Below are 17,426 nucleotides of genomic sequence, written 5' to 3'. Positions count from 1 at the left end.
TTTGATTATCAAACTAAAATGGAATAACGATGAACCCTCAAGTTAAGCATTCACACCACTTTTCTGCCCGTAACCAAACGGGTGAAAGAAGGACTTTTTATGTCTTGTTGTTAACCGTAGTCACTATGGTGGTGGAGATCGGGGCAGGGACGGTATATGGCTCTATGGCGTTGTTGGCCGATGGTTGGCATATGGGGACCCACGCTGCCGCATTTTGTATCACGCTATTTGCGTATCGCTATGCGAAGAAGCATGAAAACAGTGATCGGTTTTCATTTGGTACGGGGAAAGTGAGTGTGTTGGGTGGCTACACCAGTGCTATTGCGCTGGGTATTGTTGCTTTGTTGATGTTTACTGAGTCGGTGCATCGCTTGCTAAATCCTCAAGCTATCCAGTTCAATGAAGCGATAGTGGTGGCTTGTATCGGTTTGGCTGTGAATGTGGCGAGTATGTTCTTATTGGGTGATCATCATCACGAACATCACGAACATCACGACCATGACCACAGCCACCATCATCATGATCACAACCTCAGAGCTGCTTATATGCATGTGTTGGCTGATGCGCTCACCTCTTTGTTGGCGATCGTCGCGTTGTTGTTTGGCAAATTCTACGGTTGGAACTGGTTAGATGCGATTATGGGTATGGTCGGTGCCGTCGTTATCTTAAAGTGGACAATGAACCTGCTTAAACAAACGAGCCCGATCCTGCTAGACGAAAGCATTGACTCAAACTATCGCCAGCAGATTATTGAAGAGCTTGCGCCGGATGCAGAGGTGATCGATTTGCACATATGGAGAATCAGCGGTCATCACTATTCGGCAGCCATTGCGCTGCGATCAAATGGTGATTTGAGCGTGAATGACTTTAGGCAACGACTGGCGAAGTTTGATAAGATTAATCATCTTACTCTTGAATTAAATTAGTCATTTGTCATGCAAAACCTTGAACACCTAAGTCAGCTTATTACCGAATTCTACGACAAGATGTCTTCTTGGGAGCAATCGGTTGTGAAAGAGACGGGCTATTCGCTAGCTCAGGTACACACCATCGAAGTGTTGGGTGTTCATGGTGCTCTGCGTATGAAAGAGCTGTCCGAAAAGCTTGGAATTACGACGGGAACGTTGACGGTTCAGATTGAAAAGTTAGTGAAAGCAGAGTTAGTGAAGCGCTGCGAGCATCCCACAGACAGACGCGCCATCGTGGTTGACTTAACGCCAGCAGGGCAAGCGATTCATACCCAGCATAACCAGTTACACCTAGAGCTAGTGAATGACTTAACCAGTGGCATCTCTTCGGAAGAGACACAGGTTTTGACAGCATGCTTAGAGAAAATGAATCGCAAGTTCTAGTTAATAAAAAGCCAGCCAATAAAAAAGGCTAGCCTCCCCCCGAAGTCTAGCCTTATTCCAGAACGCGCAAGCGAAGCGTCTTTGTCTGTTAGTCATATTATATAATTACGACATAACATTCTGCTACGCCCAATTTACGACTATCTAACAAATTAGTGTGAATCGCCCCGCATATTTAAAATTGCATACAATTTAAGCGTTGGATGCCTGTTCCAGATCATCTCCGATAAAGCCACCTGTTTGATGATTCCACAGTTGAGCATAGATGCCGTCTTGTGAAATGAGCTCTTGGTGCGTGCCCTCTTCAACGATATTGCCCTGATCTAGCACGATCAAGCGATCCATTGCTGCGATAGTCGACAAGCGGTGCGCAATCGCAATCACCGTTTTACCTTCCATCAGCTCAATCAAGCTCTCTTGAATTGCTGCTTCTACCTCAGAATCGAGTGCAGATGTCGCTTCATCAAGTACTAATAGCGGTGCATTCTTCAGAAGTACACGAGAGATCGCGATACGCTGACGCTGACCTCCTGACAGTTTCACACCACGCTCACCCACTTGTGCATCGTAACCTAAGTTGCCGAACGGGTCGGTTAGAGTTTCGATGAACTCATGAGCATGCGCTTGCTTGGTCGCTGCATACAACTCTTCGTCAGTCGCATCTGGGCGACCGTAAAGGATGTTGTCTTTGATTGAGCGGTGAAGTAGTGAGGTGTCTTGTGTCACCATACCGATGTTGCTACGCAGCGAGTCCTGCGTAACCTCTGCGATCTCTTGCCCATCAATCAGAATGCGACCTTTTTCAACGTCATGGAAGCGAAGCAGCAAGTTAACCAGCGTTGATTTACCAGCACCTGAGCGACCCACGAGACCTACTTTTTCACCCGGTTTGATGTTGAGGTTAAGGTTGTTGATGACCCCTTTGTTCTCACCGTAGTTGAAACTCACGTTATCAAAGTGAATGCCACCTTGAGGCACTTGCAATGGCTCCGCGTTCGGCTTGTCTTCGATAGCGATTGGTTTAGCTAGCGTTTTCATGCCGTCAATAACGGTACCCAAGTTTTCAAATAGGCCACCGATTTCCCACATGATCCACTTAGACATACCATTGATACGCAGTGCTAAGCTGACCGCGATAGCGATCGCACCAACGGTGATCGCGTCATCTAACCATAGATAAATCGAGATACCTGCGATGGCGAAAACCAGTAGGTAGTTAGCAAACTCAACCCACACGTTAAAGCCAGTCACTAAACGCATTTGACGGTAAACCGTGTCTAGAAAACCTTCCATTCCCTCTTCAGCGTATTCCGTTTCACGCTTGCTGTGTGAGAACAGCTTAACCGTCGCAATATTGGTGTAGCTATCCACGATTCGACCTGTCATCAATGAACGCGCATCGGCTTGTTCAGAAGAGACATCTTTTAGCTTAGGTACAAAATGCAACTGAATACCGACGTAGACGAATAGCCAGATCAGCATTGGAGCCATTAAGCGCCAATCGGATTCGGCCAACATGAATAGCATTGCCGTAAAGTAGACTGTCACATAGACGAATACATCGACCATTTTGGTCACGGTTTCGCGAACGGCCAATGATGTTTGCATCACCTTAGTTGCGACACGTCCTGCAAAGTCATCTTGATAGAAAGAGAGGCTCTGCTTGAGAAGGTAGCGGTGGGCAAGCCAACGAATCGACATTGGGTAGTTGCCCAGCAAAGTTTGGTGAAGCAACAGAGAGTATATCGCGATCATGACTGGCATGATGACCAATAACAGAACCCCTAAACCAATCAATGTTGATTGATTGTCCGCAAGGAAGGTCTCTTTATTACTGGTCGACAACCAATCCACGAGCTGGCCCATGTAGCCAAACAGGGCAACCTCGATGATTGCGATAGTCATGCTCATTAAGCCGAGAAGCAGTAATGGTTTTTCAAAGCCACGTGTGTAATGTCGACAAAAAGCCAATATGCCGCTTGGGGGCTGTATTGGTTCGTCTTTTGGGAAGGCCTCGGTAAAGCCTTCAAATTTCTTAAACATAGATTTCCCTTAGTCAACCTCTGCATCTGTGTGCAAAGTTGTAATTATTGTGGTGATTTTAGATCACGAGTAAAACAAGTCCATGACAACGCGATAAGCGAAATCATAGTTATTTTTTAATGAGTTAGGGTTGATGTGAAATGAGACGTTGACTGACTGCCGCGGGATCAACGTGTTATGCAACAGGGCTATCCTAACGCTAATTGGATTAAATTGTAACCAAAACTGACACTTAGCGTAATATTACTGTTCGAATAGGATGCGATAAGTGAGTAGAGGGCGGCGCTCAAGTTGGTGCAGTAAAAATTAGGGAGAATCGGACATTTGACAGGAATTATTGAGGTTAGCTAATGAAATTATCAATAATTCAGTGATTTTTCTCGTAACAACCTGTTTACAATTAGCGGGTAAATTCCAGATAGGGACAGTTGAGATGTTAAACCTACATGAAAAATCACTACAAACAACGAATGTACAAAATGCAAACTGTGTAGTGATGGTGCCACCTAAAGAGTTTCGTTTTAACGAAGAGACCGCGCGTGACAATGAATTTCAGCAGCGCGTTAACTTGACTCAAGAAGAAGTAAAGTCGCAAACCATGGCTGAGTTTAAGGCAATGGTGAAGGTACTTCGCAAAGAAGGCGTGCAAGTAGTCGAGTTTGATTATCCTGAGCTTGGTGTTGAAACACCGGATGCGGTTTTCCCAAATAACTGGTTTAGTACTGTTAGTGATGGCAGCCTATATACATTCCCAATGGCGTGTGAAAACCGCCAACATGAAGTGAAGCCTAACGCTCTCATCGAAGCGCTTGAAGCATCTGGTCGTATCGTAAACCATGTGGACACGCTTGAATCTTACTTACAGCAGGGTGCTTACCTTGAAAGTACGGGCGTAATGGTGATCGACCACATCAACAAGACCATCTATGCAGCCCTTTCTCAACGCTGTGATAGAGAAGTACTGGAAGACTACGCCAAGCGTATCGGTTATTCGCGAGTGGTTTCTTTCCAAACAGCTCTGCCTTCAGGCCACCCGATTTACCATACCAATGTGATGATGGCGATTGGTGATAACTTCTGCGTGATCTGTGATGAAGTGATCCCAGAGTTCGAGCGTCGCTTTGTCGTGAAGTCCCTTGCGAAAGACAAACAAGTGATCTCGATTTCAATTGATCAGATGAACCGCTTCTGTGGCAACATCCTTCAACTTGAAACTGTGAATGGCGATAAAGTGATTGCGATGTCGCAGTCAGCTTTTGACGCGTTTTCTCCTGCACAACGCGCTCAGCTAGCGACGCACGGTAAACTGCTACCATTCAACGTGAAGACAATCGAAGATATCGGCGGTGGCTCAGTACGTTGCATGCTTGGTGAGGTGTTCCTACCTACCAGAGTGAATCGCCTGTAACTTGCAAACAATTAAAAAACCACTTCATGATGAAGTGGTTTTTTGTATCTGAACTCTCTTAACGAAAGCTTTTATGCTCAATGAAGTAGCTGGATCGCTGCACCACTTCTTTCGAATACACCAAAGCGGTGTGATTGAGGTTGAGTGCGCAGGTGTCGGTTGCCCCTTTTAGGTTGGCATCTGCCAGTGTGACCGTTCCATCGCCATGATTCTTTCCGAGTACGATTCTACCTACGCCCGCATCATAAGTGCCAGTGATAACCCCGATCGGCACGTCGTTATCATAGTCGCCAAGCCCATCATTGAGGATATGTTTGGTTGAACCAAAAATGAATCCGAGTCCATGATTCGAGAGTGTCTTGGCTATAGTTGCGCCATTGTGTGGCGTGCCCGCGGTAATGATGCAAGTATCGGCAAATTTGGGCTGATAATGTTTGAAGTAGTGACGAATCAGTAAACCACCGAGTGAGTGTCCAAAGAAGTAGACCTCATCATTTTCGTCAAAGCGAGCAGTGACAAATCGATTCAATCGTTTGGAAGCGGATGGAAAGCGCAAAGAGTTATAGGCAAACTTGTGAGTTTGAAAGCCGCGCTTTTTAAAGTTTCTATCTAGATACTGCATGATCAATGCAGGCATATAGAGGCCGTGAATTAATATTATGTGCTTGTTTTTATTGTTCATTTCACCTCCGAGTAATGCTCTCTTCAGTGTATTTATTTGCCTAAATAAACTCAATATAAATCGACTGCAACAGAGTGAAGATCGAGTATGAAAAAAGCCACTACGTGAGTGTCTTTATTGGGGAGTTATTCATGATTTGCCTAATCAGCTTTTGCCACGGTTCCCGTCACCCAAAACTCGTTCTCACGTGATTGAATCTGTTCGCCGAGAAAGTCGACAAAGCGACGAATCCTTGCAGTCCGGCGTAGGTCTGTGTGCAGCAACAACCAGATGCTTCGATAGGGCAGCGGCTTTTGAAATGGAGCGCGCACAAGGTTTGGGTGTCTGTCACCTAAATTGCATGCCAGATAAGCCATCCCAAGTCCTGAAGCGGCTAAGTTTATCAACGGGACTAGCTCCGAAACTCGGTGTTTAAGTGTGGCTTTTGGGTAGAAGCTCTCTTTTAACCACTGAGCACTGACATCCCCCTCTGGTTCGTGCCATCCAATAAAGTGTAGCCCTTCGCCAGCGTTGTCTTTTACTTTCTCTGCGTATTCTCGGGTGCAGTAAGCCGCTTGCGACATCTGAACCAAGCGTCGACCTACGGCGTCGTCGTAAACTTCATTGGCTATGCGAATCGAGACGTCTGATTCACGACGGCTCAAGTTAGCGATGTCGTTACCGAAATTGAGATTAAGTGTGATATCTGGATAACGCTCAGCAAAGAGTGCTAGGTCATCCATGATCGAGGTCATCGCTAATCCATGAGGCATAGAGACATAAACGGTGCCAACAGGCTCACTGTCTTTGCCAATGATCATGCGTGATGCTGCGACCATCTCCTCTTCGACGCGCTCAGCGTATGGGAGCAGTTCTTCTCCTATCTGAGTGAGCTGTAAGCCTTGCTTGGAGCGGTCAAACAGTCGACTACCAATCTGCTCTTCCATGACTGACAGGCGACGGGTGAGCGTGGTGTGATTGATCTTGATGCTCTCGGCTCCCCCACGCAGTGTTCCGCTGCGTACCACCGCGAGAAAGATCTTCAGGTCATCCCAGTTAAAGGTGTAAGTCTCATTGTTCAGCATAATTCTGCCTATGGTTCATTTTTGAAACACAGTGTCCACTTTTACCTATATACAGTCCATTTTTCAATCATGTTAGCTTAATTACACGTTAAACATCACCGAGAAGGGAACATGATGAACTCAATAACAAGTGTATTAATTACCGGTGCCAACGCTGGCTTAGGCTTTGAAGCAGCGCGCCAGTTGGCTCAACAAAGTGGCATAAAGAAGATTTACTTGGGTTGCAGAAACCAACAGAAAGCGAACGAAGCGAAGAGAAAGCTGGTTGAAGCAACAGGCAAAGATTTGTTCGAGATTCTGCTACTTGATGTCTCCGAGTCATATTCTGTGCAACAGGCGGTCTCGCAAATGAAATCCCCAGTTGATGCAGTGATTCTGAATGCAGGCGGTACGGGGGGAAGAACACCACATCAACTGACCGAAGATGGCGTGACCACTATCTTTGCCGCGAATGTTCTGGGCCATGTAGTACTTGTAGAAGAGCTAGTGAAAAAGCAGTTGGTTACGTCGACCATTCTTTATGCGGGCTCAGAGACGGCGCGCGGTGTACCAAGAATGGGTGTTGCTAAGCCTGAGCTAAAGGACACCTCGGTACAGGAATTCTCGTCAATTGCAGACGGCAGCAAATTTGGTTCAAACGCGGATCCGCTGGATGTTTACGGCACCATTAAACTGACTGGTACTCTGTGGATGTCCTCGATGGCGAGACAGCACCCGCACCTTCGTTTTGTAACCATCAGCCCTGGTGGCACGACAGGCACCAATGGTATGGATGATTTGCCACTGTTGAAAAAGGTGTTCTTTAAGTACGTCGGCGGAACCATTATGCCGTTGTTTGGCATGATGCACAGTGTTGAGAAAGGGGCGAAACGCTACGTAGAGGGGCTGTTTAACGCGAGTTTTGAGAGTGGCCGATTTTATGCGAGCCGAGCCGGCTCACCGACAGGGGCTGTGATCGACCAAGTGACACTGGAACCACTATTTAACAATAGTTCTGCGCAAGACAACGCGTATCAAGCGATTCAACAGTTTTTAACAGCGAAAACACCAGCATAAGGAGAGATATGATGGATACAGTAATGAATACATTGGTTGGCGTGATTGCGTTGATGTTGACTGGGCTTGGCATGATGTCGATGTTTGCACCTAAGAAAATGTTGGCAAATTTCGCTTTGGAGCCGATTGGTAAGGCGGGTATGAACACGATTCGTTCAGTAATGGGCGGCCTATTTTTGGCAAGCGTTTATATTATCGCGACTGGACTTCTTAATAACGACACCGATGGCTACTTCTTTGTTGCCGTGGTGATGTTGGCTGTCGCGGCCGGGCGAGTGGTCGGTCTGGTTCTGGACGGATTCGATAAAGCGGTCGTCCCGCCATTGGTTCTAGAGCTGGTGATCGCCTCTATCTTGCTTTTTGTGCACATGAAACATGGCGGCTTTTACTGAGCGAGTTTCTGGAGACGAGTAATGTAAAAAATCCGAGTGTCGTTAAACACTCGGATTTTTTAATTAAGCTTGTTTTGCTTCTTAGCCAATCACTAAGAAGAAGATAGCAGTTGCGATGATACCGATCAGTGCGTACGGGAACTGAGTCGTAGCGTGCTGCATTGATGTACAACCTGAGCCTTGTGCTGACAGAACCGTTGAATCACTGAAGAAACAAGAGTGGCTGCCCGCTGCTGATGCTGATAGTAGCGCCGCTACAGTAAGGTGCAGTGGTACGCCAAGCTGCTCACCAAGTGGCAATACGATTGGCATTGCTACAGCGAATGTACCCCATGATGATGCAGTCGCGAATACCAGCGCGCCAGTGATCATGAAGATGATCGCAGGGAAGTAAGATGCAGATAGGTAAGGGCTCACCGTTTCGATTACATATTGAGTTACACCCAGAGAATCGTTAACCGATTTCAGCATAAAGCCGCCGATTACCGTTGCTAGTGGCAACAACATCACCTTGATACCGTCGTAGACCGCTTCGAACATGTCGTTCATCGAGATCAGACGCTGCACACCGTAGAAACAGATAGTGAAGATGATTGCGACAAACACACCGGCTAGTAGATCGATACCGAAGTACCAGCTCGCTGCAACTAATACCACCATTGGTAGTAGGAAGTTGATTAGGCCCATGGTTGGGTTAGTGTGTGCTGAGATGTCTGCGCCAAAGTCGATATCTGTTGCGCCATCTGGGCGAACTTGACCCTTCTTCGCGCGCTCTTCAGCGACTTTCATTGCGCCTAGGTCAGGCAGTTTTTCCATTGCAACGAGAAGTACAATTGCCAGTGTTACCCAGCCGTAAGCCATGTAAGGAATCGCTTCGATGTAGGCTTTGATGCCTTGGCCAGCTTCAGCAACGCCGTTTGCTTCAAGCAGTGAGCTAAAGAAGATTGCCCAAGTTGAAATCGGAACCAGAATACAGATAGGTGCCGCGGTCGAATCCACTAGGTAAGAGAGTTTCTCACGCGAAATGTTGTAGCCATCCGTGATCTTTTTCATTGAAGAGGAGATAGCAATCGCGTTGAGATAATCATCAATGAAGATCAGAATACCGAGGAAGAAGGTCATCAACATAGATTGCTTGCGGCTTTTAACCTTAGTCACCAGCATATCAGAGAAGCTTAAGATACTGCCGCCCTTCTCTAGAATCGCAATTAAGCCGCCCATCAGACCACAAACAAGCACGATCCATGCAATGGTCTCGTTCATCATCACATCCATTGAGATGCCAACGATCTGCTCCACTGCTTCTGTTGGGTTCAGTAGCAACACACCAGCAATCGTGCCACTAAATAGCGCTTCTACGGTGCGGTGCGTTGTCAGTGCGAACACCAACACCAGAGCAGTCGGAAGCAAACTCATCCACCCGTAAGCTTCCCCTTCTTGGTGGTTCAATCCGATTGAAGTGAAGAACACAAACGTCGCCACCACCAATAGGGATACCATGATGTGTTGAGTGTTGATCTTCAGCGGCGCGTCCAACGCCTTGGTTTGCGTAGTCATACGTATATTTCCTTTATTTATGCTGAGTGCAACATCCATTCGATTTCTAATGGGGTGATTTCGCGTTCAAAGTCGGCGAGTTCACTCCGTTTGCAAGCTAAATATAAATCGATAAAGTCTCTAGAGATGTACGGAGCCAGCTCACTGCGTTCTAGCTGGTCGAGTGCCTCTGACATACGCAGCGGTAGGTCAATTGCATCATCACTGAGGGCTTTAGGACATTGGTCTTTGGTATAGTTTTCACTCGCTAATACCGCGGAAAGTACTACTGCAGCGAGAATATAAGGGTTAACGTCAGCTCCTGCTATACGATGTTCAATTCGGCGATTTTTGCTATCGCTGATGGGCACACGCATCGCAACACCACGGTGGTTTTCTCCCCAATCGGCTTTCGTAGGTACGTAAGCGCCAGGAACAAAACGGCGGTAAGAGTTTACGTTAGGACAAATCAATGCCATGGAATCGGATGTCTGAGCCAACATCGCGGCCATGGTTTGATAAAAGAGGTCACTGGCTTCGCCATCGGCTTGGCTAAAATGATTGTTGCCGAGAGCATCCACCAAGCTAAGGTGAATGTGCATGCCATTACCGGCTTGGTCACCAAACGGCTTAGCCATAAACGTGGCATCAAAACCGTGCTGGTGGGCAATCTGGCGGATAAGACGCTTAGCGATGATCACTTCATCACACGCTTTGAGCACGTCTTTTGAGTGGTTGAAGTTAATCTCAAACTGCCCCGGTGCGGATTCAGAGAGTGCACCAGAGGTATTTAACCCTTGTTCTTGGGCGACCTTGTTAAGATCGGAGAGAAAATCTGCGTAGTCATCGAGGCCGTCTAGGTCATACACCTCGGTATCTTTCTCGCGTGACTTTTTGGTTGGGTTAATAGCGGTTTGCAGAGCGCCCATCTCGCCACGTTTTTTGTCGATGAGGTAGAACTCAAGTTCTAAGGCAACGCATGGGTACTGATCTTTAGCGTGCAGTTTATCGAGCATGTCTTCGACGATATTACGAATGAATAGCGGACTTGGTTGCTCTGCTGTCTCATCCATCATACTTAACAGTATCTGGCCGACTGACTCTTTTGCTGTTGGCATCAGTGTGTCAGCAACAGGGAAACAGATGTTATCCGGCTCGCCTAGGTCTTCACCTAACCCTGCGCTCTCTACCACATTGCCTTTAGTATCGAGAGTAATAGTAGACAGCGGTAGTGCTACCCCTTTCGTTAGCTTCTCTAGCGCATTGACTGGGATTCTTTTGCCTCTTGGCGTGGCATTGATATCGGTGAAAATGAGATCAACAAACTCGATGTTGGGCCATTTTTGTCGAAAATTTTTAACTTCCTGTAGATACGATTCCATTGAGTTCTCCAACTAGCCTCTGTACAGCAAACCTAAAGCAACAAAAAATAAACAACTGAGTTGTATTGATAAGACTAAAGTCTAAAGATTTTGTTTTATTTGCTTAAAATACAATGGTTTATTTTGATTTTCTTTCAAGTTGTAAATTTTTTGAAAGATGTTTTTGTTAACTATTTGTAACAGCTGATCGGTTTTTGCTCAATATAATGAGCAAAATTAGCCGTTTTTTTGACCAAAAAAGAGGCGTTGGTCACGATTTGGTCAGAATATCGAACATCGGTGTTGATAATTTTGTACATGGTTTGTAGTGTGAGTGTTAAATAAATCGAGCACGGAAGTAACATGTCTACACAAAGCAAACCCATTATTGGAATTGTTAGCTGCGCGAAAGAGTTGGGTGGTTATCAAATACAAGCCGTTAATGACTTCTATCTAGCGGCAGTAAAAGATTTTGGCGGGTTGCCGCTGATGTTGGCGCCAGATATGTCGAGTGAAGATATCGAACGAATCCTTGAGATGTGTGATGGCTTTTTATTTCCGGGCAGTCACTCGAATGTTGCGCCACACCACTACAACGCGACGCATCAAGAGGCAAAGAAAGATGAAGCGCGCGACGAGCTCTCTTTTTCATTACTGCGCAAAGCCATTGATAAAGACATCCCATGTTTAGGGATCTGCCGTGGCTTTCAAGAGATGAATGTGGCGCTGGGCGGTTCGTTAAATCCGGCGGTTCACGATTCCGGCTTTAATGATCATCGAGAGATCCAAGTCGATGACTTTGAAGAGAAATACGCACCATCACATGCGGTACTGGTGCAAAAGCAGAGCCTTTTTGAAAAATGGCTGACAGAGAATCACTGGGAAACCACGGTCTTTTTTGAAGTGAACACCCTTCATAATCAAGGTGTTGACCAATTGGCTCCGCAACTGCAAGTGGAAGCGAAAGCCCCCGATGGTTTGGTGGAAGCATTTAGCCTTCCAGGACAAAAATTCTTTGTTGGCGTGCAGTGGCACCCAGAATGGAAAGCGAAAACCAATCATTTCTCACAAATTTTGTTCAAAGAATTTATGATGGCTGCCTCTCTATAAGTTAGGAGCCAGATAAATGGACAATCAAGAGATTGGTAAAAATATTGTTCAGTTACGAAAAGAACATGGATTGTCACAACGAGAATTAGCCGAGCGAGCTGGCATTACACATAGTGCTATCTCCTCTATTGAGAACGCTAAGGTCAGCCCTTCAGTGAGCTCGTTGCAAAAAATAGTGAACGTTTTTTCTTTGTCGCTATCGGAGTTTTTCACCTTTGAAAAGCCAGCCAGTGATGAAGTAAAGGTTGTCGTTACCCCTGATGAGTTGGTGGAGATGGGCAGTGAGTCCGTTTCAATGAAGCTAGTCACCAACGGCAGTAAAGAGCAGGTCATCGGGTTTTTAATCGAAGAGTATGCCCCACATGGCACGACTGGTGCGGCAGAAATTAAACATGAAGGCGAAGAGATCGGAACCATTCTTGAGGGTGAAATCACGCTTGAGTATAAAGACCAATCTTACGTCCTTAAACAAGGCGAGTCGTACGTCATTGATACAACTCAGCCGCATAAGTTTACAAATCACACAGACAAGGCTTGTCGAATGATAAGCGCGCATACGCCAACCACATTCTAAGTGGGCCTTGCCTTGTTGTGATAACAAGGAGAGCGTATGAAAACCCAGGAACAATGGATTGAATTACAAAACAGTCTAAACATCGAAAATCGAGCATTTATTAACGGCGAGTATACTCTTGCCATCAGCGGTCAAATGCTTGATGTCATCAACCCAGCAACGGACGAAACGCTTACAGAGATCGCTCGTTGCCAAGAAGAAGATGTTGATCTTGCGGTAACATGCGCTCGTCAAGCCTTTCAAGCAGGTGAATGGAGCAACAGCGCCCCATCTCATCGTAAAGCTGTCCTAAGCTTATTCGCTGATCTCATCGATGAACACCGTGAAGAGTTAGCGTTACTGGAAACGCTCGATACCGGTAAACCTATCAATCACAGCGTCTCTACCGATATCCCGGGCGCAGCAGGCTCTTTACGCTGGTACGCTGAAGCGATTGATAAAGTCTACGGTGAAGTCGCGCCAACCGAAAAAGATGTTCACGCCTACATCTCTCATCAACCTATTGGTGTTGTCGCCGCTGTGGTTCCATGGAACTTCCCTCTATGGCTAGCCTGTTGGAAGCTCGGCCCTGCGCTCGCGGCTGGTAACAGCGTTATTCTAAAACCATCAGAAAAATCTTCTTTAACTGCGATCTTCCTTGGCAAGCTTGCCAATCAAGCGGGTCTTCCTCGTGGCGTATTCCAAGTTATTACTGGCTTTGGTCATGAAGCTGGGGATGCGCTAGCTAAACACCATGATGTTGATTGCATTGCCTTTACCGGTTCAACCCGAATCGCTGGTCAGTTAATGGTTCGTTCTGGTGAGACCAACCTAAAACGCGTCTTTGCAGAGGCGGGTGGTAAGAATGCCAATATTGTCTTTGAAGACTGTGACGATCTTGACCGCGCAGCCGCTGAAACGGCAGGTGGTTGCTTCTATAACCAAGGTGAAGTGTGTGTTGCAGCAACTCGATTGCTGGTTCATGAAAGCATTAAAGATCAGTTTGTTGAGAAGGTGATTGAAGCGTCTAAAGCCTTCACGCCAAAAGACCCAATGGACACCACTTGTTCTATGGGCGCGCTTATCGATCAAGGGCATAAAGCCAAAGTGTTGGAGTACATCCACCTTGGTCAAACTGAGGGTGCAACACTGCGCTGCGGTGGTGATGTCGATGGCAAAGGTGCGTTCGTTGAGCCAACCATTCTCGACAACGTAGACAATAAAATGCGTGTCGCTCAGGAAGAGATTTTTGGCCCTGTGTTGTGCGTGATTCCTTTCAAAGATGAGCAAGAGGCGATTGCCATTGCTAACGATTCTAAATATGGCCTAGGTGCCGCTCTTTGGAGCAGCAATATTAATCGTGTTCACCGTGTGGCTAAGCAGCTTCAAGCGGGTTCAGTCTGGGTCAATAACTACAACGAAGGTGACATGACTGTCCCATTTGGTGGATTCAAAATGAGTGGTAACGGCCGTGATAAGTCACTGCATGCCATTGAAAAATTCACAGAAACCAAAACGACTTGGATTCGCCTACACCCTTAAGCCTGCTGACGAATAACAAAGGAATAAAGCAATGAATAAGCATACGGACTCGTTTTACGCGCACTCAGTACCAAACATGCCAGATTTCCCACAACTTCAAGACAACATCGAGTGTGATGTATGTGTAGTTGGTGCCGGTTTCTCTGGTTTATCTTCAGCACTGCATCTGGCAGAGAAAGGCTTCAAAGTGGTAGTGCTAGAAAGTGCGAAAGTCGGTTTTGGCGCAACCGGTCGCAACGGCGGTCAGATCGTTAACAGCTACAGCCGAGATGTTGATGTGATTGAAAGCCGTTACGACCAACCTCAAGCTAAAGCTCTGTGTGACATGATCTTTGAAGGTGGCGACATCATTCGTGGCCTTATCGATAAGTACGATATCGAATGTGATCATAAGCGCGGTGGCCTATTTACAGCACTAAACAAAAAGCAGCTCGCTGGCCTAGAGCACCATAAGAAAAACTGGGAGCGCTACGGTAATGACCAACTGACTCTGCTTGATGCCAATGAGGTAGAAGCGGCAGTCGGTACTCAGGTTTACACTGGTGGTCTGCTTGATATGCGTGGTGGTCACATCCATCCGCTAAAACTGGCTCTCGGTGAAGCAGCAGCGTTTGTCTCTTTGGGGGGGCAAATTTTCGAACAGTCTGCAGTAACCTCGCTAGAGAAGGGCGTAAACCCTGTGGCTAGAACGGCTCAGGGCAGCGTGAAGTGTAAATATCTAGTGTTGGCAGGTAACGCGTATCTTGGTGGTCTTGCACCGAATATCAGCAACAAAGCGATTCCGTGTGGTACCCAAGTGGTGGCGACAGAGCCGCTGACTGACGAGCAACTTAAGCAAGTACTGCCAAGCGACTACTGTGTTGAAGACTGTAATTATCTACTGGATTACTTCCGCCTAAGTGCTGATAAGCGCCTGCTGTTTGGTGGTGGCGTAGTGTATGGCGCACGTGATCCAGAGAATATCGAAGCCTTGATTCGTCCTAAGCTAGAGAAGGTTTTCCCTCAATTGAAAGGGATTAAGATTGATTACACTTGGACGGGTAACTTTCTGCTAACTTACTCGCGTATGCCTCAGTTCGGCGCATTCGACGACAACATCTACTACCTACAAGGTTACAGCGGCCATGGCGTCACTTGTACGCACCTTGCAGGCAAACTATTGGCGGAAGCCTTAACCGGACACGCAGAGCGATTTGATGCTTTCGCAGCATTGAAGCACTATGCCTTCCCGGGCGGTCGCCACTTCCAAATCCCATTCACGGCAGTGGGTGCAGCGTATTACAACCTAAGAGACAAACTGGCTATCTAATCCAGACACAGATAAGGAACATCGAATGAGTAGAGTAGTGAAATTTGCAGCCTTACAACTGACTAAGAGCTGGGATCTGGAAGATAACCTGAACAAAGCCAAGCAGGCGATTCGTGAAGCCGCGAGCAACGGTGCCAACGTAATTCTCCCACAAGAGCTGTTTGCGGCGCCTTACTTCTGTAAGAAACAAGAAGCGAAATACTTCGAGTTGGCAGAAGAGACAGAAAACTGCTTACTGATTAGAGAGATGAGCGCTCTCGCTAAAGAGTTGGGCGTTGTGATCCCAGTGAGCTACTTTGAAAAATCGGGTAACACCTTTTTTAACTCGTTAGTGATGATCGATGCGGATGGCACGGTACTCGACAATTACCGCAAGTCACACATTCCAGATGGACCGGGTTACAGTGAAAAGTACTACTTCAGCCCTGGTGACACTGGCTTCAAGGTTTGGAAGACTAAGTTTGGCACTTTCGGCGCCGGCATCTGTTGGGATCAATGGTTCCCAGAATTGGCTCGCAGCTTAGCTCTGCATGGCGCAGAAGCGATCTTCTACCCAACCGCGATCGGTAGCGAGCCACAAGACCCAACCCTAGATTCACGTGACCATTGGCAACGCACGATGCAAGGCCATTCAGCGGCCAACTTGGTACCTGTGATCGCGTCAAACCGCGTGGGTACTGAACTGGACGACGGCATTGAAACGACCTTCTACGGCTCATCTTTCATCACTGATCATACCGGTGGCAAGCTTGCTGAAGCTCCACGTGAAGGTGAAGCGATTATCTATGCAGAAGTCGATTTGGCCGCAACGGCGCAGGCTCGTCACTCATGGGGTTTATTCCGTGACCGTCGACCAGATCTGTACGGCAGTGTAGGCAAACTGGCGGTATAAGGGGGCACTATGCAGCTATCAACCACGCCTCGACAAGATGGCTTCTACTTTCCGGCTGAGTTTCAACCGGTGAGTGAAGTGTGGCTTGCTTGGCCAGAGCGAAAAGACAATTGGCGTGAACAAGCGCAGCCTGCACAGCAGACCTTTGCTCGCATTGCCAACGCGATTTCGGAAGTGACCAAGGTGTGCGTGGCAGTTAGCTGTAAACAGTTTGATAGAGCTCGTGCTTTGCTTCATTCCGATATTCGACTGGTCGAAATCCCGTACAACGATGCTTGGATGCGCGATATAGGACCAACGGTGGTAGTGAACGAGCAAGGCGTGCGCCGTGGCATCAGCTGGCAGTTCAATGCATGGGGCGGGGATTACAACGGCTTGTATGACAACTGGCAGCAAGACGATTTAGTGGCGAGTTCGGTGTGTGACATCATTGGCCTTGACTACTATCGAGCTCCGTTTGTTCTGGAAGGCGGCGCCATTCATACCGACGGCGAAGGCACCCTGTATACCACGCAAGAGTGTTTGCTTAGCCCAGGCCGCAACCCTGAGATGAGTCAGCAACAGATAGAAGCGAGCCTTAAGGAGTATCTTGGCATCGATAAAGTTATCTGGTTACCAAAGGGGCTGTTTAACGACGAGACCGACGGTCACGTCGATAATCTGATGCACGTTATTGCGCCGGGTAAGGTGGTGCTGAGCTGGACTGATGATCCAAGTGACCCACAGTTCGAGCTATCACGCCAAGCAGAATATGCACTTAAGTCGCAGACCGATGCTCAAGGTAGAAGTATCGAAGTGATCCGCTTGCCGTTGCCGGGGCCTTTGCACTACAGCGAAGTTGAAGCCAACGGTGTCGATAAGAGTGAAGGCATGGTGCGCGATGCGGGAGAACGCCTAAGTGCCTCTTATGCAAACTTTCTTATCGTAAATGAGTATGTCTTTTTACCTTTGCTCGATGATACAACCGACTCGCAAGCGATAGAGATACTGCAACAGGCAATGCCTGAACATCAGGTGATTGGGATCCCATCACGTGAAGTGTTATTGGGTGGTGGCAACATTCACTGCATTACCCAGCAGATCCCCGCTTAGCCATCATCAATTAAAATTACTAATAGCCGCGGAT

General features: G+C 47.2%; 16 protein-coding genes. 11 read left to right on the top strand and 5 right to left on the bottom strand.

The features are described from left to right. The first annotated feature begins 29 nt into the window (after window positions 1-29). Together dmeF and KI743_RS07755 are read left to right on the top strand one after the other, a co-directional pair. Window positions 30-926 carry a CDF family Co(II)/Ni(II) efflux transporter DmeF gene (dmeF, locus tag KI743_RS07760; RefSeq protein ID WP_285465842.1) on the top strand — a complete coding sequence of 299 codons (897 nt, stop codon included), beginning with the start codon at window positions 30-32 and terminating at the stop codon, window positions 924-926. A gap of 9 nt (window positions 927-935) precedes the next feature. Next, window positions 936-1,352, top strand: coding sequence for a MarR family winged helix-turn-helix transcriptional regulator (locus KI743_RS07755; RefSeq protein ID WP_032553769.1), 417 nt, complete (start codon window positions 936-938; stop codon window positions 1,350-1,352). A gap of 192 nt (window positions 1,353-1,544) precedes the next feature. Here KI743_RS07755 and KI743_RS07750 read toward each other — a convergent pair whose 3' ends face one another. After that, window positions 1,545-3,395: an ABC transporter ATP-binding protein gene (locus tag KI743_RS07750; RefSeq protein WP_150869802.1), complete on the bottom strand. Its 1,851-nt coding sequence runs from the start codon at window positions 3,393-3,395 to the stop codon at window positions 1,545-1,547. Between the two features lie 433 nt (window positions 3,396-3,828). Here KI743_RS07750 and KI743_RS07745 point away from each other — a divergent pair, with 433 nt between their 5' ends. Next, a complete protein-coding gene (locus KI743_RS07745) occupies window positions 3,829-4,803 on the top strand; it encodes an arginine deiminase-related protein (RefSeq protein ID WP_032553772.1) in 975 nt (324 codons plus the stop codon). 58 nt (window positions 4,804-4,861) lie between these two features. Here KI743_RS07745 and KI743_RS07740 read toward each other — a convergent pair whose 3' ends face one another. Both KI743_RS07740 and KI743_RS07735 read right to left on the bottom strand, forming a co-directional pair. Next, window positions 4,862-5,485: a triacylglycerol lipase gene (locus KI743_RS07740; protein WP_285465841.1), complete on the bottom strand. Its 624-nt coding sequence runs from the start codon at window positions 5,483-5,485 to the stop codon at window positions 4,862-4,864. Between the two features lie 140 nt (window positions 5,486-5,625). Continuing rightward, the gene (locus KI743_RS07735) at window positions 5,626-6,549 is read right to left on the bottom strand and encodes a LysR family transcriptional regulator (protein WP_150897399.1); all 924 of its coding nucleotides are present in this window, start codon (window positions 6,547-6,549) and stop codon (window positions 5,626-5,628) included. Window positions 6,550-6,663: 114 nt separating this feature from the next. On the opposite strand from KI743_RS07735, the gene KI743_RS07730 reads away from it, so the two are divergent. Both KI743_RS07730 and KI743_RS07725 read left to right on the top strand, forming a co-directional pair. Next, on the top strand, window positions 6,664-7,605 hold the full coding sequence (locus KI743_RS07730) for an SDR family NAD(P)-dependent oxidoreductase (protein ID WP_285465840.1): 942 nt from the start codon (window positions 6,664-6,666) through the stop codon (window positions 7,603-7,605). Between the two features lie 8 nt (window positions 7,606-7,613). Further along, window positions 7,614-7,997, top strand: coding sequence for a DUF4345 family protein (locus tag KI743_RS07725; protein WP_285465839.1), 384 nt, complete (start codon window positions 7,614-7,616; stop codon window positions 7,995-7,997). Between the two features lie 81 nt (window positions 7,998-8,078). Here the strand turns inward: KI743_RS07725 and KI743_RS07720 are convergent, their stop codons facing one another. Both KI743_RS07720 and KI743_RS07715 read right to left on the bottom strand, forming a co-directional pair. Then, window positions 8,079-9,554 carry a Na+/H+ antiporter NhaC family protein gene (locus tag KI743_RS07720; RefSeq protein WP_150896917.1) on the bottom strand — a complete coding sequence of 492 codons (1,476 nt, stop codon included), beginning with the start codon at window positions 9,552-9,554 and terminating at the stop codon, window positions 8,079-8,081. Between the two features lie 17 nt (window positions 9,555-9,571). After that, window positions 9,572-10,915: a glutamine synthetase family protein gene (locus KI743_RS07715; protein ID WP_032553783.1), complete on the bottom strand. Its 1,344-nt coding sequence runs from the start codon at window positions 10,913-10,915 to the stop codon at window positions 9,572-9,574. 342 nt (window positions 10,916-11,257) lie between these two features. Between KI743_RS07715 and KI743_RS07710 the strand changes: the two genes are divergently transcribed. Genes KI743_RS07710 through aguA form a run of 6 tightly spaced genes read left to right on the top strand, consistent with a single transcriptional unit; the run spans window position 11,258 to window position 17,392 of the window. Then, window positions 11,258-12,004 (top strand): gamma-glutamyl-gamma-aminobutyrate hydrolase family protein, encoded by a 747-nt coding sequence (locus tag KI743_RS07710; RefSeq protein WP_032553786.1) that lies wholly within the window; start codon window positions 11,258-11,260, stop codon window positions 12,002-12,004. 16 nt (window positions 12,005-12,020) lie between these two features. Beyond that, window positions 12,021-12,578: an HTH-type transcriptional regulator PuuR gene (gene puuR, locus KI743_RS07705; protein ID WP_032553788.1), complete on the top strand. Its 558-nt coding sequence runs from the start codon at window positions 12,021-12,023 to the stop codon at window positions 12,576-12,578. Between the two features lie 36 nt (window positions 12,579-12,614). Then, a complete protein-coding gene (locus KI743_RS07700) occupies window positions 12,615-14,099 on the top strand; it encodes an aldehyde dehydrogenase (protein ID WP_285465838.1) in 1,485 nt (494 codons plus the stop codon). Window positions 14,100-14,130: 31 nt separating this feature from the next. Next, on the top strand, window positions 14,131-15,408 hold the full coding sequence (locus KI743_RS07695; protein WP_032553791.1) for an FAD-binding oxidoreductase: 1,278 nt from the start codon (window positions 14,131-14,133) through the stop codon (window positions 15,406-15,408). 25 nt (window positions 15,409-15,433) lie between these two features. Further along, entirely contained in the window at window positions 15,434-16,300 is an 867-nt protein-coding gene (gene aguB / locus KI743_RS07690) for an N-carbamoylputrescine amidase (RefSeq protein ID WP_285465837.1), read from the top strand. A gap of 9 nt (window positions 16,301-16,309) precedes the next feature. Further along, window positions 16,310-17,392 (top strand): agmatine deiminase, encoded by a 1,083-nt coding sequence (gene aguA, locus KI743_RS07685; protein WP_285465836.1) that lies wholly within the window; start codon window positions 16,310-16,312, stop codon window positions 17,390-17,392. Window positions 17,393-17,426 lie beyond the last annotated feature (34 nt).

It is taken from the genome of Vibrio sp. D420a (assembly GCF_030248625.1).
Taxonomy (GTDB): Bacteria; Pseudomonadota; Gammaproteobacteria; order Enterobacterales; family Vibrionaceae; genus Vibrio; species Vibrio fortis_A.
Note: the sequence above shows the minus strand (reverse complement) of the source record. Positions and strands in the feature narration are given on the sequence as shown.